Annotated in this window: 15 protein-coding genes; 5 read left to right on the top strand and 10 right to left on the bottom strand. The window is 56.7% G+C overall.

The genetic code is table 11. The annotated features are described in order from the left end of the window. Positions 1-157: 157 nt before the first annotated feature. Positions 158-577, bottom strand: coding sequence for a phage holin family protein (locus tag HNI00_RS03270; protein ID WP_297077153.1), 420 nt, complete (start codon positions 575-577; stop codon positions 158-160). Positions 578-1,420: 843 nt separating this feature from the next. On the opposite strand from HNI00_RS03270, the gene HNI00_RS03265 reads away from it, so the two are divergent. Then, the gene (locus HNI00_RS03265; protein WP_068508908.1) at positions 1,421-1,603 is read left to right on the top strand and encodes a YqaE/Pmp3 family membrane protein; all 183 of its coding nucleotides are present in this window, start codon (positions 1,421-1,423) and stop codon (positions 1,601-1,603) included. 242 nt (positions 1,604-1,845) lie between these two features. On the opposite strand, the gene HNI00_RS03260 is transcribed toward HNI00_RS03265, so the two are convergent. Beyond that, complete coding sequence (locus HNI00_RS03260) at positions 1,846-4,578, bottom strand: putative PEP-binding protein (RefSeq protein WP_316790650.1); 2,733 nt, start codon at positions 4,576-4,578, stop codon at positions 1,846-1,848. 385 nt (positions 4,579-4,963) lie between these two features. Between HNI00_RS03260 and ilvN the strand changes: the two genes are divergently transcribed. Together ilvN and HNI00_RS03250 are read left to right on the top strand one after the other, a co-directional pair. Next, positions 4,964-5,488, top strand: coding sequence for an acetolactate synthase small subunit (gene ilvN, locus HNI00_RS03255; protein WP_172353267.1), 525 nt, complete (start codon positions 4,964-4,966; stop codon positions 5,486-5,488). A gap of 26 nt (positions 5,489-5,514) precedes the next feature. Beyond that, positions 5,515-6,441, top strand: coding sequence for a tRNA (5-methylaminomethyl-2-thiouridine)(34)-methyltransferase MnmD (locus HNI00_RS03250; RefSeq protein WP_316790647.1), 927 nt, complete (start codon positions 5,515-5,517; stop codon positions 6,439-6,441). Positions 6,442-6,516: 75 nt separating this feature from the next. Here HNI00_RS03250 and eno read toward each other — a convergent pair whose 3' ends face one another. The 3 genes from eno to HNI00_RS03235 form a co-directional block, all read right to left on the bottom strand. After that, the gene (gene eno, locus HNI00_RS03245; protein ID WP_316790645.1) at positions 6,517-7,800 is read right to left on the bottom strand and encodes a phosphopyruvate hydratase; all 1,284 of its coding nucleotides are present in this window, start codon (positions 7,798-7,800) and stop codon (positions 6,517-6,519) included. A gap of 403 nt (positions 7,801-8,203) precedes the next feature. Then, positions 8,204-9,541, bottom strand: coding sequence for a TldD/PmbA family protein (locus tag HNI00_RS03240; protein WP_420156290.1), 1,338 nt, complete (start codon positions 9,539-9,541; stop codon positions 8,204-8,206). A gap of 235 nt (positions 9,542-9,776) precedes the next feature. Continuing rightward, positions 9,777-11,213 (bottom strand): TldD/PmbA family protein, encoded by a 1,437-nt coding sequence (locus HNI00_RS03235; protein WP_297076892.1) that lies wholly within the window; start codon positions 11,211-11,213, stop codon positions 9,777-9,779. 600 nt (positions 11,214-11,813) lie between these two features. On the opposite strand from HNI00_RS03235, the gene HNI00_RS03230 reads away from it, so the two are divergent. After that, a complete protein-coding gene (locus HNI00_RS03230; RefSeq protein ID WP_420156245.1) occupies positions 11,814-12,350 on the top strand; it encodes a cyclic nucleotide-binding domain-containing protein in 537 nt (178 codons plus the stop codon). Here HNI00_RS03230 and HNI00_RS03225 read toward each other — a convergent pair. From HNI00_RS03225 to HNI00_RS03205, 5 genes are all read right to left on the bottom strand, one after another. After that, positions 12,347-13,168, bottom strand: a complete 822-nt coding sequence (locus HNI00_RS03225) for a SirB1 family protein (RefSeq protein ID WP_316790639.1) — start codon at positions 13,166-13,168, stop codon at positions 12,347-12,349. The genes HNI00_RS03230 and HNI00_RS03225 overlap by 4 nt on opposite strands. Positions 13,169-13,212: 44 nt before the next feature. After that, positions 13,213-13,746, bottom strand: a complete 534-nt coding sequence (locus tag HNI00_RS03220) for a cyclic nucleotide-binding domain-containing protein (protein ID WP_172353273.1) — start codon at positions 13,744-13,746, stop codon at positions 13,213-13,215. Positions 13,747-14,027: 281 nt separating this feature from the next. Further along, on the bottom strand, positions 14,028-15,680 hold the full coding sequence (locus HNI00_RS03215; protein ID WP_316790635.1) for an ArnT family glycosyltransferase: 1,653 nt from the start codon (positions 15,678-15,680) through the stop codon (positions 14,028-14,030). 245 nt (positions 15,681-15,925) lie between these two features. Further along, on the bottom strand, positions 15,926-16,681 hold the full coding sequence (locus tag HNI00_RS03210) for a metallophosphoesterase (protein ID WP_316790632.1): 756 nt from the start codon (positions 16,679-16,681) through the stop codon (positions 15,926-15,928). A gap of 508 nt (positions 16,682-17,189) precedes the next feature. Next, complete coding sequence (locus tag HNI00_RS03205) at positions 17,190-17,900, bottom strand: DUF1995 family protein (protein ID WP_316790630.1); 711 nt, start codon at positions 17,898-17,900, stop codon at positions 17,190-17,192. A gap of 1,227 nt (positions 17,901-19,127) precedes the next feature. Here HNI00_RS03205 and HNI00_RS03200 point away from each other — a divergent pair. Beyond that, entirely contained in the window at positions 19,128-20,312 is a 1,185-nt protein-coding gene (locus tag HNI00_RS03200) for an aminotransferase class V-fold PLP-dependent enzyme (protein ID WP_316790628.1), read from the top strand. Positions 20,313-20,369 lie beyond the last annotated feature (57 nt).

Raw genomic sequence — 20,369 nt, 5'->3', positions numbered from 1 at the left:
TAAAACTTGAATTAAAACTTGGGAACGAAAAGCGGGACGGCCAGGCACAGCGCCTCAAACCATCCCGCTTTTCAGCTTTATCGCGAATTCTCGAACTGGGGAGGCAGGGAGGGCGATCGCCCCCACTCACCGCTCTACCCCTTGCCAGAACAGCGGTCTAGCTTGCCTTCTCAACTTCTTTCGTTTCCAGCGTCACCGCAGGCGTAGAGCCAGCATTCAGCGTCTTAGCAGCTTCCTTCTCAGCAAAGTAGCGGTTTAGCAAGGTGCTGGCGAAGGTGAGTACCACAGGCCCCAGCAGGAAGGCCAGCAGCCCACTGACCGCAAATCCAGGCACAAACAGCGATGCCAGCCAGAAGCAGAACCCGTTGACCACAAAGCCAAACAGGCCCAGCGTCAGGAAGTTAATCGGCAGCGACAGCAGCGACAGCACAGGCTTTACCAGCGTATTCACCACACCAATCGACACCCCAGCGAGTAGGGCAGCGGGAAAGTTCGCCAAAGTCACCCCTGGCACTACGATGTCTACCACCAGCAGGCTCAGGGCTGTAATCAGAGTCGTCAACAAGTATCCCAACATAGCAGTTCCATCCAGGTTGAATCAAAACAACTTGAAGCCTTCATCGAATCTGTGAACCGTCGTTTCACTAATGCTTTTTGTTATCTCATACATCCTGCGATCGCAATGCCTCAACAGGATGAATCACTAAACAGATAACTGGCGTGGATAACTATTGACTAGTGAACGTTTGATTCACTCCATTCACGTCACTTCATCTCATAGATTCAGTATAGTACCGATTAATTTCACACTAAAGCATCTGTCTTTATGGTCATCTCTACTCAATTGATTTAGAAAATACGACCTGTTTTAAATCACACGCGGTCAAAATTTATGCTTATTGCCCTTAACTCCCTACGCCCCGTCTGTCGAGCAAAACTCGAAAAGCTTGCCAGTCAAGCAGTTTAGAGTTTTTTTGGGCGATCGCTCGATGAATCTCGACAAATATTAAAACCCCACTTAAAACTCCACAATGTAAAACTCAGCACATTCATCATTCGCAGCGGAACTGCTGAAAAGGGTAATTTCCGACCTTCGACATACCTTTGACATAAGAGAATACCGACCTTCTACTTCTCGTCCATTTCTAAAGAAATAGAAAAGAAAAAGAAACAAATAACCCCAAAATCAATGAATGTGATCTCCGTAACATTCAGGTTCGGATTTTACCCGCTAAATCTACTTTTGGAACCGTTTCCAAAGATAATAGTTCGCTACTATGGAAAAGTACAGTTCACTGCACCTGTTGTTCAAAGTTCTTTAGATTTCTGAAGTCTTGAACTTGGCTCTAAAATCATGGGCCACAGGTTCACACAACTGCTCTAGCAACGTTCCCGTTTCCCTTGATTGAGTAGGTGGCTTATGAAATTAGTACGCATTCTCCTATCGGTTCTGCTGCCCCCCGTCGGCGTGTATCTGACCTATGGCTTCAGCTCCACGCTACTGATCAATATCCTGTTGACGCTTCTGGGCTTTGTGCCGGGTGCAATTCACGGACTCTGGGCCGTGATGAAGCATGAGGAAAAGCTAAATCAGGAAGTGTAGTCGAGCGCAAGAGTAGCGTTGGGTGATTGGAGTGATTGGAGTGATTGGAGTGATTGGAGTGTTGGAGGGCTAGAGCAAGTTGCTGAAGCGATTTTGCGCCTCCGTCACTCCGTCGCTTTCTAGCTGCACTTTCTAATTGCACCTAGATTGCATCTAACTGCACCATCTGCTTGCATCTCGTCTGCTTGCAGCTTCTAAATTGCCCCAGTTAATCGCCCCCAGTTAATCGCCCCAGTTCGCGCTCATCCCAGCAGTTCGCGCTCTGCGATGACGGTTTCGGCGCGGGCGATCGCCCATTGCACGCTGCGGGCTGCACCGGGCGCGACGCAGAGCGCGGTGATTCCCCAGCGCACCCATTCTTCTACCAGATCAAGGTGCTGACTGGGCAATTCGCCGCAGAGGGTGCAGGGAATGCCGAGGTGGCGAGCCGTCTGAACCAAGTGCCGGATGGCACGCTGCACAGCAGGGTGGCGCGGCGGAAACGCCTCGGAGAGGTGCGGCAGGTCGCGATCGGCCGCCAGCAGCAGTTGCGCTAGGTCATTGCTGCCAATGGCAATGCCCTGCACCCCTGCCTGCACTAGCTCCGGCAGCAAGAACAGCACCGATGGCACCTCTGCCATGATCCAAAGCTGAAAGTCGGGGGTATCCCCTAGCCCGGTTGCCAGCGCCCGTTGACGGCAAAAGCGCACCTCTTCGACCCCGCGCACAAAGGGCAAAATGAGTCGAAGATTGGCATAGCCAGCCTGCTGCACCTGTCGCAGCGCCAAAAGCTCCGCGTCAAACCAGGCGGGGCTGTTTTTGTAGCTAAAGGCACCGTGCATTCCCAGGGTTGGGTTTGGCTCTGGAGAACTGGGCTGGGCACTGGAGAACGCACCCAGCAAGTCCTGCGATCGCACGTCGAGCGACCGATAAAACACCGGGCGGGGCGCAAAGGCGGCGGCAATGGGAAGGATTTTTTGGGCGATCGCCTCTGCTACTTCCTTGGCCGCTTCCTTGCCGAATTCCGCCGGAAACGCGCCAGTCCAGTTTGCGGATATCGCCGATATCGCGGATATTTCAGATATTTCAGATCTCTCCATCTCACCTTGAGGAATCGGCGGAATCGTTCTTCCACGATTGGTCTGGCTCGCCAATTGATGCAACAGCGGCATCAGCAGATGCTCTGCCCGCAGCAGCCCAACCCCCTCGCTGGGCAAGTTTGCGATCGCATCGAGATCGGCAGCCTGCCCCAACGCCAGCAGCAGTTGCGTGCGGGTGCGGGGCGGCGGGGGGTCGGTCGCTGGAGCATCCAGGCCAACCCTAGACGCTGGAGCCATGTCTGGGGCGATTTCTGGAACCCTGTCTAGGGATATTTCTGGGGATATTTCTGGAGATATTCCTGGGGATATTTCTGGAGATATTCCTGGGGATATTTCTGGAGATATTCCTGGGGATACTTCTGGGGATATTTCTGGATGGAGTGCCCCCTGCCCCCCCTCTGGCACAGTCCGCAGGCGATGCACCAAGCCGCGATCGCCATCTACCGTTACCCATTCACCTGTCCGCAAGATCTGTGTCGCCCCCGCCACGCCCACCACCGCCGGAATCCCTATTTCCCGCGCCAAGATTGCGCCGTGACTGGTTATACCACCCTGCTCTGTCACGATGCCACCCGCCCGCTGCACCAGCCCCAGCCACCTCGGCGGCACATGCGACATCACCAGCAGTTGCCCTGCTGGAAAGTCTGGCGGCACCTGGCTCAGATCCTCCACCACCCAGACCTGAGCCGAAACCTGACCCGTTGCTGCCGCTAGCCCGCGCAACGGCAATGGTTCAGTCGCCGGGGCATTATTCGCTGGAGCGTTATTCGCCGGAACCGTTGCGATGGTGGATGACCCCGGAGCCGCCGCCACCAAACGAGGAAACAGCACATTGAGCTGAGTCAGTTGAAACTGGGGCGGTTCACTGGACTCAAGCGGCCCCAGCGTCCACTCCAGATCAACGCTGCTGCCGAGAGTTTGCTGAACCTGGCGCGACAGTACGAGCAATGTCTGAAGTTGCGCTTCGCTCAGGCTGGGCTGCTGCTGTTGGGACGGTTCTAGCAGTTCGATCCGCAAACCCGAAACAGAACTCCGCAGGCCATTGTGGGCAGAAGCAGACGACTCCTGACACAGCCGATAGCAATAGGGCTTGGGATGGATCTGCCGAACCACCGGGAGCAGATTTCGAGGGGCAGGCTCCGCTGCGGCGGGTTCCTGGCTGGCTGGAGGCGTGTGGAGGGCAGGGGGGTGGGTAAACAAAAAGCGGTCGGGAGCCAGCTCTCCCCACGCTAGAGCAGCCCCCAGCCCCCAAATCGACTGAGTTTCGCAGCTTGTCGGACTCACGCAAGCCGTTCCCGCAGCGATCGCATCCTGAATCGGCTGCACCAGCACGCCCAGATGAAGCTGATGAAGTTGGAGGCGCGATCGCTGCCAGACGAATAGGCTTTTGGCCCGAAACAGATCTGCCCACACCAGCCGCAGCGCCAGGGCGATCGCCCCTCGGTTGGCCTCACAAATCTGCGCCCCCAATAGCCCCCGCATCCGCCCGCTAAAGGTCGGGTCGAGTCCTGCCGCCAGACCAAGCGACGGACGCAAAATAACCATCGGCGACTGCCACTGCTGCGCTTGCGCCTCGACCTCCGCCAGCCAGTCGTCCCAGAGCGGTGCAGAGAGGATGGACTGACGGATCTTTTGGGCGATCGCCTGAAGCTGCTGCGGCCGGTCGACATCCACATGCAGCGACGAATCAGGCAAATCGGCAAATAACGGCTCCTGCCAGTCCAAACTTGACAGAAACCGCCGCAGCACTCGCGCCCCCACCACAAACCCCGGCACAACAGGAAATCCCCGCTGCTCCAGCAGTCCCAAATAGTAGGCTTTGTCTCCGACCTCTGTTCGGTCAGCAGGCTGGATCTGCCCCAACCCGTAGAGGTCTTTGAGTGCGTCCCCATGCATACGCCGTCGCCGTTTGAGATGAGTAGTTGCGAAAAAGGCTTGGTAGAGGGGTCTCTCAACCTATTTAAGACGGGTTATTGTAAGACGGGTATTCAAGACGGATTATTGAAGACAAGTGATTTAAGACGGGTGATCCAGAACGCGGATGAGATTGCGTTCCTGTGTTTCTTAACATCTTTTCATCATACGCTCTGAATTCGCTCTGGGTAGACTGGTGCAAAAATTCTCGCAATCCCTTAACTTTCAGACAGGAATAGGGCGCATGGGTCGGGCTAAGATTGATAAACACAAGCCCATTGATAAATACTACGTTTAATCTAGGTTCCGGTTTAATCCAAGTCCCGAACGCTAACCTTGGCGGCGGTTCGCAGTCCCATCGCATCCCATGAAGCATACTATCTCTGTGTTGGTCGAAGATGAAGCGGGCGTGTTGACCCGGATTGCGGGCCTGTTTGCCCGACGGGGTTTCAACATCGAAAGTTTAGCGGTTGGCCCGGCGGAACAGTCTGGCATTTCGCGGATCACGATGGTCGTCCCCGGAGACGACTCGATTATCGAGCAGTTGACCAAGCAGCTATACAAGCTGGTCAATGTCCTCAAGGTGCAGGATATTACCGAAACGCCCTGCGTCGAGCGAGAGCTAATGCTGCTCAAGGTCAACGCCACTAGCGTCACCCGGTCAGAAATTATCGAACTGTCGCAGATTTTCCGAGCGCGGGTGGTGGACGTGGGCGAAGACTCGCTGACGCTAGAAGTGGTGGGCGACCCCGGCAAAATGGTGGCGATCGTGCAGCAGCTTGGGCGCTTTGGCATCCGCGAAGTGGCCCGCACGGGCAAAATTGCGCTGGTGCGCGAGTCGGGTGTGAATACCGAGTTTCTCAAGCTCCAGTCGATGGAAGCGCGGGTCTAGCGGACGTTTTGCCAGGTTGACGAGCGTTGCAGCCGAACGACAGACTGCCGAACGAGCCAGCTTGGGTGCCCCAGCGCACCGAAGACGGTTCTTTTACTTTTTTTTCGGAAGCGTTTGGCGAAGCGTTTCACAGTCGGCTGGGGGCACGGGCCGAGGCGTTTGAAAAGTTTGCCCAGGTGACGCGGCTGGCGGCGCTGGCTCGGCAGTTTACGAAACCCGATTTGCCGCCGATCCGCCTGCTCGACGTGTGCTATGGGCTGGGGTACAACACGGCCGCTGCGCTGGAAACGCTGTGGGCAGAGAATCCGGCCTGTCGAGTGGAGGCGATCGCCCTAGAGCTAGACCCGACTGTTCCCCAGGCGGCGATCGCCCCGGGTCTGCTCGCCGCTTGGTCGCCCCCGGTGCAAAATGTGCTGAGGGCGATCGCCCAAAAGTTCGAATTCCAAGATTCCCAACTCAGCGCCCGCCTGCTGATCGGCGACGCACGACAAACCATTCGGCAGGTGGTGGCACAACACTTCCAGGCGGACGCAATCTTCTTCGACCCGTTTTCGCCGCGCCGCTGCCCCCAGTTGTGGACAGTGGAGTTTTTCGCGCAGGTGGCAAAGTGCCTCAGTCCAACGGGAGTTCTAGCCACCTATTCGCGCTCGGCCTCGGTGCGGGCGGCAATGCAGGCAGCAGGACTGCACCTTGGCAACATTCCTCTGCCCGCCGGAGCCGAGCGCCGACCCCACGAATGGTCTCAGGGCACGGTGGCCGCCTGGTCGCCCGACGGCTTGCTGCCCCTCTCGCCGATGGAGCAAGAGCATCTGCACACCCGCGCCGCCGTGCCCTACCGCGACCCCAGCCTCAGCGACAGCGCCGCCGCCATCCTGACGCGACATCAGCAAGAGCAGCAGCAGGCTCCGCTGGAATCAACCACAAGCTGGCGGCGGCGATGGGGCATTGTCTAGGAGTTTTCCAGGCATTTTCCAGGCATCTTCCAGGCATCTTCCAGGCGTGTCACACCCAAAAGATGCCCCTTTTGCCTACTTCTTAAAGGCCGAAAGCCCAGGATACTGAGCGCGATCGCCCAGATCTTCCTCAATCCGCAGAAGCTGGTTATATTTCGACAGGCGCTCGCCCCGGCAGGGTGCGCCCGTTTTCATCTGACCCGCATTGGTTGCAACGGCCAGGTCAGCAATGAAGTCGTCCGGAGTTTCGCCAGAGCGGTGGCTAATCATGACCGTGTAGTCAGCACTTCGAGACAGCTCGATGGCATCCAGCGTTTCTGTGACGCTGCCGATCTGGTTGACCTTGATCAATGACGAGTTGCCTACGCCATCGGCGATCGCCTGCTTGATGATGGTGGGATTGGTCACAAAGGCATCATCGCCGACTAGCCGAATCTTGTCGCCCAGGCGCTTGGTGAGTTCCTTCCAGCCTTCCCAATCTTGCTCACCCAGACCGTCCTCTAGTGACACGATGGGATACTGCGCTACCCAGCTTTCCCACATCGCGATCAGGTCTTCTGTGGTGCGGATGGCCTTGTCGGACTTGAAGTTGATGTAGGTGCCGTCCTCCTGCCACATCTCGCTGACGGCGGGATCGAGCGCCAGCGCAATGTCGTCACCGGGCTTTAGGCCCACCTTCGTAATGGCTTCTAGAATTAAATCCACCGCCTCAACATTGGCCTTCAGGTTGGGCGCAAAGCCGCCTTCGTCGCCAACGCCCGTGCTGTAGCCCTTGCCCTTGAGGATCGACTTGAGGGCGTGATAGGTTTCTGCCCCCATTTCCAGCGCCGTGCGGAAATTGGGCGCACCTACCGGCGCAATCATGAACTCCTGAAAGTCCACGCTGTTGTCGGCGTGGGCCCCGCCGTTTAGCACATTGAAGCAGGGCACAGGAAGCAGCACAGCGGCTTCACCACCCAGATAGCGATAGAGGGGCAGGTTTGCCGAATCGGCTGCGGCCCGCGCCACCGCCATCGACACACCCAGGATGGCATTTGCGCCCAGATTGCTCTTGTACTCGGTGCCGTCCATATCCAGCATGGTCTGGTCAATCGCCTTCTGATCCGACGCATCGGCCCCCTTGAGCTTGTCGGCGATCGCCCCGTTCACGTTTGCCACCGCCTTCAGCACGCCCTTGCCCCCATAGCGGCTCTTGTCCCCGTCGCGCAGTTCCAGGGCTTCACGGGTTCCCGTCGAAGCGCCAGAAGGCACTGCCGCCCGCCCAAATCCGCCATCGTCCAGCGTCACGTCTACTTCTACCGTCGGGTTGCCGCGAGAGTCGAGAATTTCGCGGGCTTTAATGGATGCGATCGCCGCCATGATGATTAATCCTCAAATAATTTCGTGAATTCGCAATTCGTAAATGGACGTGAAGGTTACACGTTGCGCTTCCCATAGCATTGAACCAGAAGAAGCCGAATTTCTCTCAAAGCTTTTGGAGTGTTTTAATCTCAGGACTGACGCACTTGCAATAGGTTTTCTGGGCTTTGGACAATTTCTCGTGGGCGCAGCCCACGAGAAATTGTCCAACTGCGTAAGTCCTAAATCTGCCGTGAAACGATGCAAAAACTAGCGCCTAGTCTAAGCCAGAGCGCCGGGTTTGCCATGTTGTGAAAGATACGAGTCAGAAAGGTCTAAGCTTCGTCCAAACGGTCGCTAGCGGCGGCCCCGCCCAGAAAGACTTGCCGACACCTTCAGCATTTGATGCTGGATCGACCGCCCGCTACAGCGTGAAGGTAAAATCCTCCACCAGCGCACCGGGAACCCACACTCCGCCGAGGCGACGGCGCTCATAGGTGCCCACATCGGAGATAAATTCAATCTGCTGCGTCAGGGCGATCAGGTTGTCGCCGAGGCAGCGATAGAGGCTTTCGTCAAAGCGGAGGTTTTCAATCGGGGCCACGATCTCGCCTTGCTCCACCCAAAAGCAGGCGTAGCGGGTCATGCCTGTGATGCGGCCCGTAGGGCGATCGCTCCAGTTCAGGTAATGCAGATTAGACAGGTACAGCCCCGTCTCCAGCGCCGCCAGCACGTCGGCAGCAGGCAGACTGCCGGGACGCACTTCGGGCGATCGCAGCGATTCGGCGCTGTTTGCCCCATTGGCGGTTTTGCCATATTCCTTAGCGGTGCGCGAGTTGACCAGCGTATTCACTAGCTTGCCCTGGTCGATAATCGTCAACTCCATTGGCGCAATTTCGCCCAAGTGGTTGAACCGGGGCACCAAACCAGAGGCAAAGTTTTCGCGCAGGGTGAATTGAGCAGACAGCGTGCGATCGCCCCGCTGCAACGCGCCCAGGGCACTTTCGCCCTGCTGGAGCGATGCCTCACTGACCCCACCCCAGGAGAACATCGCCAAAATATCAGCCAGCGCCGCCGGAGCCAGATAAACCCGATAGCCGCCTTTGGGAATGGGTTTGGGGGTGCGGGCGAGGCGATCAAGCTGCTGTTTGGAATCGGCCAGTTTGGCGGCGTAGGCAGCCGCATCCCACTCGCTGCCTGCTAGGGTGCCCTTCACAGCCTGCCCGTCGGCGGTAAACAGCGAATAATCCAGCGAGAAAGAGTCCGTGGCGAACCAGTGCCGCTGCCCTACCGAGTCGGCATAGGCTTGCAGCATTCGCCCACCCGCGTAGATGCCCGTAAAGTCCAGCCCATCGACCTCCGGCAGCACAGCATCCACCACGGCATTCGGATCGAGCAGGCGACCGTGATGCACGTCGCGGCTAGTGGCATCGCCCGACGGCAATACCTGATAGGGATCAATCGGCAAATGAGGCAAATCGGCCCGCAGGTCGGCCAGCGCATCGGCGGCGATCGCCCAGTCCATGTCCCAATTACCCGTCAGCGGAAACCGCCAGGACGCAGTGCGCTGGTTTGCCATCAGCGTCAGCCCCACTTGGCAATCCACAATGCCCCCCGTCTGCCGCACGCGGGCGTGGTTAAACCGCACAAACTGGCTCTGTTCGGCATTTAGCCCCAGCGTAAATTGTTCCTCTGGCAATAGCCGCTCGGCGATCGCCGCTGCCAAGTCAGAAAACTCAGCTTCTAACGCATCTAGGGCGATCGCCGTTCCAGTTTCAGGTATGGTTTCAAGTGTGGTTTCAGGTGTGGTTTTAAGGTTGAGATGCGTCACGTTAACCTCTGGCGTATAGCCGTCCAAGTTTGACCGTTCAGCAGCCGTTCAGCAGCCGTTCAAAAGCCGTTCAAAAGCCGCTTAAAAGCCATTCAAAAGCTGTTTAAAAGCCAACTGCTCAAAAGCCCTGCAAAATTGCTCATTCATGAAACTGTTCAACGTCGAATCAGCCACCGCCAAACACTTCAACCTCCTCAAAGGCACACACCGGAGAGCCATGACCCACGCGAATCGCCTGGTTGGGTTCTCCTTTGCCACAATAGGGCGTGCCGTAGATTTCCCAGGTTTCTGAATTACCAATGCGGCTCAGCCGATGCCAGAAGTCGAGCGTCGTGCCGCGATAGTTGGGATTTCGCAGCGTTTTGGTCAGCTTGCCGTTTTCGATGCGCTTGGCATATTCGCAGCCAAACTGAAACTTGTAGCGCTGATCGTCGATAGACCAAGAGCGGTTTGCCTCCATATATACGCCCTCTTCGATGTCGGCGATAATCGCGGCGGGCGAATCTTCTCCTGGCTCTAGGTTCAAATTCGCCATGCGGTCGATGGGTGGGCGGTTCCAGGACGAGGCACGGGCACAAGACACCCCCGGAACCCCCAGCCGCGCCTGACTTTCAAGGCTGCCTAGCCCCCGCTGCAACACGCCTTCACGAATCAGGTATTCCCGACTGGCGGGTGCGCCCGTGTCGTCAAATCGGTAGCTGGCAAATTCATGCGGCACGGCAGGGTTAAAGGTAATATTCATCAGCCGAGAGCCATAGGAGAGGCTGCCAAAGTCTGACGGCTTCACGAAACTGCCGCCCGCGTAGTTGCGCTCATCCCCCAGAATGCGGTCTAGCTCTAGCGGATGACCAACGCTTTCGTGAATTTGCAGCATCATCTGGTCGGGAGCGAGAACGAGCGTGGTGCGGGTGGTGGGGCATTCCTCGGCCGTCAGCAGTTCGACCGTCTGCTGGCCAATCTGCTGGGCGCGACTCCAAAGCTGGTCATCTAGAAATAGCTCCCAGCCGCCCTGATAGCAGTGCGCCAGGTGGCCGTTGTTGCTGCGCTGCTGCACTATGGGGCCATCTTGGGCGATCGCCCCATAGTGCGTTTCAATCAGTGACAACTGCTGATACACCTCGGAGCCGTTGCTGCTGACAAACCAGGAATCCACGGTTTCGTGATGGGCAACGGCGAGCGTCTGCACAATTTGCTCCGAAACCTTCAGCGTCTTGCAGAGGCGCACAAGCAGATCGTTGATTTCTCCCGGCGAGAGGGCATTCAGCGGCTTTTGAAACGGCGAGGCATATTGCCCCACCACTTTGGGACGAATGGCGGGCGTGGCGGGATAAATCCCCCAGCGACTGGCGGCGATCGCCTGCTGATAGGCGGTTTTAGCGGCCGCGCGGATCTGTTCCGGCTGAAAGGAATTGACTGCTCCATAGCCAATCTGCCCCTGCGCCATGACCTCCACCATCACGCCCTGATTCAGCGACTTGGCATTGCCCTCTGGCAGCCCATCGCGGACATAGCACCTGGCAGCGGTTTCCCTGACTGCCCGGAGTCCAATCCAGTCTGCATCTAGGTCTAGGGTAGAGAGCAGATGTTGCAGGTCAGAAATCATAGAATTGTCAGGGTTTCAGGATTAATTAGGATTGATGCAGTCAAGGGACGGAAGGCTCGATCCGCGCCGAAATGCCCCGCTGTCCAGCAAACCATTCAGACAGCCTGGAGGGGGCGGAAAGCGTCTGGCTGCATATCCGACAGCATATCTGACTGCATAGTAGCTGAATTTTCTAGCTGAATGTTTCTCAGCCCACACCTGGGTTCAGCACAGCGAGATTTATGTGACTTTTCGTACCAAAATGACTCGACTTGTCAAGCCCTTGCAAAGAACCTTAAGGACTTCTGCGGATTTCAACCTGCTGCCTCAGTATAGAATGTGGAAGCATGTGAGAAATTGATACTTGCAAGCCTCTCTCGACTACAGAGTTTGGTCAGGGCAACAACCCTAGAACCAGCCAAGTCTTTAGGTCAAACCAGCAGATTAAGGCTGTTTTGACCAGTCGCGCACGGGTATTCAAGGCACGGGTATTCAAGGTTCGATGCCGAGTTCGGTTTGGGTGCTTCTACTGGTGGCAGAGCGATGGCTCTGATCCCCTGTTGTAAATGACCGCTATAAATGACCGCGATTTGGGATTGAAGATTATCAAGGAAGCAGCCCATGCAAAAGGTTTTGTGTATTCTGGGTGAGTTGAGCGATCGCGATATTGACTGGCTCGTGCAGGTCGGTCGCAAGCAACAGGTGCCCGCGGGCAGCGTCCTGATTTACGAGGGGCATCCGGTAGACACGCTCTACATCTTGTTGGATGGGACGCTGGTGGTGTCGATTTCGGCGCTGGACGGCCGACAAATCGCTCGCCTATCGAGTGGCGAGGTAGTGGGAGAAATGTCGTTTATCGACGCTCGTCCACCTTCGGCGACGGTGCAAACGCTAGAAGATTCTACGGTGCTGGCGATTCCTCGCGCCCAACTTGCCGAAAAGCTCCAGCAGGATGAAGGCTTTGGCTGCCGTTTTTATCGAGCGCTGGCGATTTTGCTGTCGCAGCGACTGCGGGGCACGGTGAAGCAACTGGGCGACGAGGGCGCAAAACCCGCCGCCAACGGTCATGTTTCCCAGGAAGACGGCGTGGCGATCGCCCAACTGCGGTTCGAGCGCCTGCTGAATCAGCTTCAGGTTCAGTCAGCGGGGCAGGCCTAAGAACCGCTCATTTGCGCCAGCAGATTACGAATCAACTCGGCATCTCTGGCGGTGGGAACCTGGTCAAGATAGGCTTCTAGATCCAGCGATGCCTCCGACCAGCGACCTAGACGGTAGTACAAAATGCCGCGATCGCGCTGTTCTTGGGGCGCATCGGGAAACAGCATCAGGATACGTTCGACCATCGAGAGCGATCGCGGCAGATCTTCCTGGTTCAAATAAATCATCTTCAGATTGGTCAGCATCCGCGCCAAAAACTGACGATTGCTGACTGGCTGCAAAAACTCTGGGCGCAGTTCCACAGGCTGTCCATACACCTGGCTCAGCCGCTCTTGACAGTCCTCAGCAAACATCACTGCACCCTGATGAAATGGGTCGATTAGTATATCCATGTCTGCTACGGTCGGGCGAATTAGAAAGTGGCCGGGCATCCCCACGCCCACCATCGGAAAACCAATTCGTTTTGCAACTTCCAGATACACCAGCGACAGCGTAATCGGAATGCCCCGCCGCCGCTCAATCACGTCATTCAGGTAGCTGTTGCGCGGGTCATAATATTGCGCGGCATTGCCCACATAGCCCAGGTCTTCGTATAGATAGTGGTTCAGCGCTTGGATGACCCGCAGCGGATAGCGTTCGGGTGGCAGGCGCTCTTCAACCTCTGCGGCCATCACGTCCAGCGCGTTGAGATACTCTTCCGGGTCGAGCGGGGGATATTCTTCCTGCGCGATATACAGTGCAGCCCGCGCCCGGTCGATGGCTTCATCGGGCTGGTGAATCTCCTGGTAGAACCGCTGTCGTGCTGGCGGGAAATCCATAGGGCAACGCCGAGAGGTCATATTTGGGCTAATGCGTCACTGGGCTAATGCGTCACTAGCCACTCTAGGCGGGCTTTTGCCAGATCCAGGTTATCGAACACTTGGGGGTTGTGGTGGTCGGGCGATTCGTCATCGGGCACGTTGGGCGAGTCGCCCCCATAGCCCAGGCGGCTGACCGTCGTTCGCAGGCGATCGCTCAAAAAGGCCGCCAGCGCCCGATAAAAGTTAGACGAAAAGGCGACATCTTGCGACAGTTTAGCCGTCAACTGCATCCGGGGAATAGACCAAACCACGGAATTTTCAACCGCTCTCACCGTCGCTGTGGGCGGGCGCGAGTCGATGAAGGAAATTTCCCCCAACACCTCACCAGAGGACAGGACAGCAATGGGGCGATCGCCATCTGGCGAAGCCACCGACACCACAAATCGCCCGCTCAGCACCACATACAGCGCGTCGATCGGCTGTCCTTCGGAAATCAGCACCGATCCCTTAGGCACGCCCTGCCGCTTCCCTGCCTGCAATAGCCACTCAAAGTCGCGATCGCTAATTGCCGCCAGTAGATATAACGCTTTTTTCATACCCTTCAGTTTCTAATAGAATCCTGTTAAAAATTAACCTCAGGACTTACGCACTTGCGGTAGGTTTTTTGGGTTTTGGACGATTTTTCGAGGGTGTCGCCCGCAAAAAATCGTTCCACTTCGTGAGTCCTAAACCTGTTGAACGAACAAATAAACCCGTTTTCAGCCATATTCCCTCAGCATAGCGACTTTGGGGATTTTCTTTGGAGATTTTCTTTGAGGAATTTCTCTGGAGATTTCCTTTGGCGATTCCCTAATGCAACTTCGAATATCGCCGAATATCATAGGGGCGGCGTTTGCGCGGGCGGGCGCACCCGCTGCACTAGCGTAAATCCCTCTGCCTGCCCCAAAACCCGTTTCTGGGGCAATTCCAAAGACTTCAGCGCCGCCTCGTCTAGCAGTAGATAAACCTGCGGTTCGTTCGTCCATAGCTTTTGCAGCCGCTCGGCATTGGCCGGCAAAACCCGGCGATCGCTATAAAACTCCAAAGACGGGCGGCGATCGCCATAGGAGCTATAAACCGTTTCTCCAGCCGGGGTGTGCGATCGCACCAGCGCCGCCACAGGCTGAACCGGAAACGCCTCTGCCAACTCCCACAGCCAGTGGGGAGTCAGCATGAGCAGCAGCAGCGACAGGTACATCCCCCAGATCAGCACGCCGATAAACTGCGGATTTTGCCGCCTTACCAGCACCGCCGCCACCGTGAGCGCCGCCGCTAGCGTAGCCATCACAATCCCCACATCCACCTCGCGCGGCTGCTGAATCCATCCCAGATACACCGCCCCAATCCAGCCCAACAGCCCCAGCCCGCCCAAAACTTGCCACCAGAGAGGCGAATAGCCCTCTCCCGGCATTTGCCGCACGCCCACCTGCCGTCCCTCCCGCCACAGGTCAGCCAGTTTGCCCCCCACCAGCAGCGCCAGCGCCGGATACAGCGGCAGCACGTACCACGGCAGCTTAGTAGACATGAGGGAAATGGCGGCAAAATAGAGACCGCTCCACACCAGCGCCAGCTTTGCCCAGCCAAAAATCAGATTATTCTGCGCTAGGCGAATCCCCGCTGGCAAAAACACCACCCACGGCACGCCATACTTCACAATTTCTAGGAGGTAATACCAGGGCGGGCCGTCATTTTGCTCGACGGGCTTCCAGATGCGGCTGGCGGACTGCTGCACCAGGTTTCGCCCCAGAAACTCCCTGCCATAGTGCCCCCACTGGGCTGCATACCAGAAGGCGACCGGAGCGCTGCCCAGGGCAATACCCGCCCACAGATAGGGCTGCTGCAACAGACGCGGCGTGTCCCAAATCAAGAAAACGAGCAGAATACTCCCCAGCAGCAGCCCTAGCATCAGTCCTTTGGTCAGGCAAATCAGCCCCAAGCTGAGGCCGATCCCCAGGGCAAAGCGCGTGTCTCGACGCGATCGCAACCCGCACCACACCAGCAGCAGCAGCCAGCACAGCACCGCCCCGTCCAGCATGGCCAGCCGACCGTTGCGAACAACGGGCAGCCAGGTAAGATACACCAGCGCCGACAGCAGCGAGGGCAAGCGACCAGGAAACAGTTCGCGCCCAATGGCGTATAGCAGCGGAACCGAGAGCGCGGTCAGGATCGCCCCCGGTAGCCGCGAAGTCCACTCATTAACCCCGCCGATGCCATAGGCAATCGCCATCAGGCAGTGCATCAGCGGCGGCTTATTCAGGTAAGGTTCACCGCCCAGAGTTGGAAACAGCCAGGCCCGTGCTTCTGGGGGCGATCGCCAAATCTCCCGCGCCACTTGTGCAACGGTGCCTTCGTCCCAATCGCGCAGCGGCACACCACCCAGGTTGACCGTCATCAGCAGCAGCGCTACGATGAGCAACGCGGTTATCCAGACCCAATCTTGCCGGATGGGATAGGCACTGGCTTTGGCACCGGAGTGACTCAGAATAGACATGCCAGCATTATCGCAACATTGGCACGCCCTCGGACACCGAGATTGTCCCAAATCGAAACAGGACTTACGCACTTGCGATAAGCTCTCTGGGTTTTGGACAATTTCTCGCGGGCGCAGCCCGCGAGAAATTGTCCAACTGCGTAAGTCCTACGGAAATTCCAGACAGGCGAGGCTTGCAAAATGCTACTGGCTTCGGGCTACAAAGGACGGGCTACACAGCGGCGCTATACAGGCTTAGTCAGCGTCTATAGGGGCATCGGCTGGCGGCGGCGAGCCATCACGCGGGCTGGGTCAATTTGCACAGAGGCTTCCGCCAGGGGCAGCACTCGCGATTCCTGAGTTTGCACGTTGACCTGGTACACCCGCTGGTGGGTATGATCCAGCCCGGTGAGCCAGCCGCTGCGGGGATGGTAGGCTCCAGTGTCGATATCAAGCCAGCCCTGCCCCTGGGCGATCGCCCCTGGCGGCACGTTGGGCAACGTAAAGGTAATCGTGTGCCCAGTAATAATGAGCTTGTCGGGGAAATAGGGACGGGTCATGCTATGAAACTCGTCGCGCACCCAGCAATATTCTTGGGCAGTATGGTCGGCAACGGACAGGGCGGGGTGCATTCCCGCATGAGACAGCCAGATGTCGCCCAAGTCGAGGTGCGTGGGGAGCGATCGCATCCAGGTCACATGTTCCATCAGCAGGTCGTCAGACTTGCCATAGCTCTGCATCGTGGTCTGTCCACCGCTAAATAGCCACGCCTGTAGCGCCTGGTAGGAGAGCTTGCCGTGGGGCATGACCTCCAGCAGCATTTGCTCGTGGTTTCCCAGCAGCGAAACGTAGCCCTGCTGCCGCACAAAGGAAACCACCTGCGCGCTTTTGGGCCCTCGATCGATCAGATCTCCAAGAAAGTAGACCTGATCTCTTGCGCCTGGGGCAATCACCTCTAGCAGGCGCATCAAGCCATCATAGTGCCCGTGTACGTCTCCAATAAAAATGCGCCGATTGCCCACCGCAAACCTTCCTAATCTATTGGCTAGACCACCCAAAGCTCAAACCAAGGCTCGAATTCGCCTGATACACGCTGATACACCCTGATGGCAATGCTGAACGCGCTAAACGGTGAGAACCCCTCGCCTTGACTCAATATTCATCTGACCCAAGTGATTCAGCGAGGCAAGCAAGAAACTCTAAAAACGCTCCATAAAGAACAGATACAGCCTAAACCGATCTTCCTCCGGAGCCTGAAACCTCCTCAGCAGATCAGCACTCCGCCCAGCCTTCGTATCACAGCGATTCACAGACTTAAACTAAACCAGAACTGAGCCAGAGATGGGCAAGGAATTTTTGACTCGCTCTGATGAGTGAGGCTGCTATCAGAGCGATACCCAGCGCATCCCAAATGGGTGGAAAATGGGGGTATTTCTTTCATTATGCCCAGAGAGGCTAATCTTTCGCCGCGATCGCCCGTGAATTTTTTGACAAGTTCCCGTAAAGCTTGCCTAGTGATTTCCAGAGGCGCTACTGACTCAGGGCCCGCAAAAACCGCTGCAACTCCGCAAACACCCCCCGATTGGGGACGGGCGAACTGGGTTCCTGCCCCATCGCTCGCAGCAGAATCGTGTCTAGCGCATCTCCGGCGGGGCGCTGCGCCTCTTCAGCCACAAGCTGATACGTCTCGTCCTGCTCTAGCCAAACCTGCCACAGTGCGGGATAAGCACGAAACACGGCGGCGTTCTCTAGCGGACGAATCGAGTAGCAGGGCAGGAACTGGTTCAGGAAGCGATCCCGGAGTTGCCGTCCGGCATAGCCAATGCCGATGGTTGCCACATCCTCTAGCCGGGGGTTGAAGAACACCACCGGGCGATCGCCCGCCTGCTGACACAGCGCCTCGACCTTCCCCACCTCCACCGAAGACGGCTGAATAAAGAGAATCAGCGTTTCCTCCGGCTGAATCTCGGTTTTTACATCCTCAATGCCACGAACCGCGTAGGGAACCTCGCCCCAATCGCGCCGGGCCAGGGCAGCCGCCCCTGCATCGGGGAAAAACACCCGTAGCCCGCTGCCCCGTTCTGTAAAACCCGCCACAAACGCTTGCGCCACAGGCATCAGAGGCAATTCGGGAAACAATAGCTCTACCTGAAGGCGAGTCAGCCCGTCGGCGATCGCGGCTTCGGTCGATTGCACCGCCTGGGCGATCGCCTCATCTAGAGAATCTGGAAGCTGGGTCATAGGCTGCTTTAGAAACAAGTCGGTTGCTTTAGAAACAAGTTCAGATCAACGCAGGGACGATCTAGCGAATCAAAGCCAATCAAAGCCGATCCAAGCCAATCAACAAAATGAACATACATGAAAATTCACAAAATCGTTGGCAGAAGCCCCAGTGTATAGCGAAAGCGATGGCAAGTGGTAGCCAGCGGACGGTGAAAGATCTGTCCCTGTCCCGTCCCGAAATCTCTCCTAAGCTGATGAAAAGGTAACTGAAGGGATAGGCATTCTCCGTCTGGCGACAGTTTTATTGAGTCTTAAGGCTTCTTTAAGATTTACATGGTGGAGGATGGGTGCGCCAAGGCTATTCAGCGCAACGGTTTGTCGGAGGGCTGGAACCCAGTTCTAGCAGGCCGTGCAGATGGAATAGCCAGGCTGATTTTTACTGCGATCGCACGAAAACAAGTACCCACTTGTGAACTTCTGTGACGTGGGAGATTCCTCCAGTGATGTGGGAACGCTTAAAGTATGCAACGCTCAATCACCAGATAGGCACCAGATAGGCAATTGTTTTCTGCCCTAGAACCGCTAGACCGTCGCAGTTCCAGTGTTGACCACAGGTTGCCGAATGCGGTCTGGTGAACTTTCCCTCGGTGACGTTATTCCCTGACGTTTCTCCATTCGTCTGCTAAACCCCTAGTTCTTTTAGCTGTTTGCCGACCTATGACTTCCAGATCTTTCTTCTCCTCCGTTCTCTGGCATTACCTGAATCAGCGCGTATTCGATCGGAATAGTCCCATTATCTTAGACATTCATCGATTCTCACGCTTTTATCGAGTTCAGCATCTAGAGCGATGCCTTTGTCGGCAATATCAGCCAGAAGAACGCTATCGAAACCAGGGTTAGGACAGGCTCTAGCACTCTTTTTTCCAGGTTTCGCACTAGGAAAAAGCGTCCCTTCAGTCAGCCTAAAAGCACATCCTGGAGTGTAAAATCCTCTCAAGCATCGGTAAGAACTTGTAGAGGTTATCGGTTGCCCTAAAAGCAGATTTTTGGATGGCCGATCGCGATGGCTAGAACACGGCGATCGCAGGCATAGTTGCATGACTAGTGAAGTCATTATAGTTTTGAAGATGCGCTTGGGCGTGGGAGGGTGACTCTCACGCCTTCGTTTTTTCCAGTCCTAGTCTTTGACAAAAGATATACAAAAGACTTTCAAAAGACTTTCAAAAGGCTCTCAACACAACTGAAATGCTGAATCTGGACTCGTCTCTAGCACAACATCGGCAGCAGTTTCCAGCATTGTCTACCCAGTCCTATTTCAACTATGGCGGACAGGGCCCAATGCCTCAGGGGGCGATCGCCGCAATTTCGTCTGGGCATGAATATATGCAGACCCACGGGCCATTTTCCAATACGGTCAATGGCTGGGCCCATCAGCAAATGCAGCAGGTGCGGGGGGCGATCGCCGCTGAACTCCAGATTTCCCCCACCACGCTCACGCTGACTGAAAATGTGACCGTCGGCTGCAACATTGCCCTGTGGGGGCTGGACTGGCAGGCAGGCGACCACATCTTGCTGTCGGACTGTGAGCATCCCGGCGTGGTGGGCATTGTGCGGGAACTGGCCCGACGGTTTGACCTGGCAGTGTCGATCTGCCCGCTGCTGTCTACCCTCAATGATGGCGATCCGGTGCAGGCGATCGCCCAACACCTCCGCCCCGAAACGCGACTGGTTGTGATCAGCCACATTTTGTGGAACACGGGTCAGGTGTTGCCACTGGCAGAGATTGTGGCCCTGTGTCATGGCTATGCAGGGCGGCACGGGCAGGTGCGCGTGCTGGTGGATGCGGCGCAGTCCGTCGGTGTGTTGCCGCTGGACTTGGGGGCGATCGCCGCTGATTTTTACGCCTTTACGGGGCACAAGTGGCTGTGCGGCCCAGCAGGGATAGGAGGACTATACGTTTCACCCAACGCGCTGGCCGACCTGCACCCCACCTTCATCGGCTGGCGCGGCGTGACGAAAGATGCACAGGGCAACCCCACCGGCTGGCTGCCGGACGGGCGGCGGTTTGAAGTGGCGACTTCGGATGTTCCCCTGTATGGAGCGATGAGTGAGGCGATCGCCACTCACCAACGCTGGGGCAGCGCTGCTGATCGCTATCGTCGCATCTGTCATCTCAGTCGGCTCCTGTGGGAAGGTCTGGCCAAACTGCCGCAGGTTTCCTGCCTGCGGACTGCACCCCCAGAAGCAGGTCTGGTTTCGTTTCAGCTTGCAAACGGTGGCCATGCTCAGGCAGTTCAGACTTTGGAGCAAAATGGATTCCTGCTGAGAACGCTGCTGTATCCGGATTGCATTCGCGCCTGTGTTCACTATTTCACGCTAGAGTCGGAAATTGAGCGGCTGCTAGGGGCGATCGCCCATCTAGTTCGCTAATTCCCAAGCCCATTCCCAGGGGATCTATTACATCTATTACAAATGCTGTAGTTTGCT

The organism is Thermoleptolyngbya oregonensis NK1-22, from assembly GCF_032705245.1.
GTDB classification, from domain to species: Bacteria; Cyanobacteriota; Cyanobacteriia; order Elainellales; family Elainellaceae; genus Thermoleptolyngbya; species Thermoleptolyngbya sichuanensis.
Note: the sequence above shows the minus strand (reverse complement) of the source record. Positions and strands in the feature narration are given on the sequence as shown.

Coding starts and splice junctions, on each gene's coding strand:
- ilvN (WP_172353267.1), top strand. CDS start 4,964: ATGAAGCATACTATCTCTGTGTTGGTCGAAGATGAAGCGGGCGTGTTG.
- HNI00_RS03230 (WP_420156245.1), top strand. CDS start 11,814: ATGCAAAAGGTTTTGTGTATTCTGGGTGAGTTGAGCGATCGCGATATT.
- HNI00_RS03260 (WP_316790650.1), bottom strand. CDS start 4,578: ATGCATGGGGACGCACTCAAAGACCTCTACGGGTTGGGGCAGATCCAG.
- HNI00_RS03225 (WP_316790639.1), bottom strand. CDS start 13,168: ATGGATTTCCCGCCAGCACGACAGCGGTTCTACCAGGAGATTCACCAG.
- HNI00_RS03215 (WP_316790635.1), bottom strand. CDS start 15,680: ATGTCTATTCTGAGTCACTCCGGTGCCAAAGCCAGTGCCTATCCCATC.
- HNI00_RS03265 (WP_068508908.1), top strand. CDS start 1,421: ATGAAATTAGTACGCATTCTCCTATCGGTTCTGCTGCCCCCCGTCGGC.
- eno (WP_316790645.1), bottom strand. CDS start 7,800: ATGGCGGCGATCGCATCCATTAAAGCCCGCGAAATTCTCGACTCTCGC.
- HNI00_RS03200 (WP_316790628.1), top strand. CDS start 19,128: ATGCTGAATCTGGACTCGTCTCTAGCACAACATCGGCAGCAGTTTCCA.
- HNI00_RS03220 (WP_172353273.1), bottom strand. CDS start 13,746: ATGAAAAAAGCGTTATATCTACTGGCGGCAATTAGCGATCGCGACTTT.
- HNI00_RS03235 (WP_297076892.1), bottom strand. CDS start 11,213: ATGATTTCTGACCTGCAACATCTGCTCTCTACCCTAGACCTAGATGCA.
- HNI00_RS03205 (WP_316790630.1), bottom strand. CDS start 17,900: ATGACCCAGCTTCCAGATTCTCTAGATGAGGCGATCGCCCAGGCGGTG.
- HNI00_RS03270 (WP_297077153.1), bottom strand. CDS start 577: ATGTTGGGATACTTGTTGACGACTCTGATTACAGCCCTGAGCCTGCTG.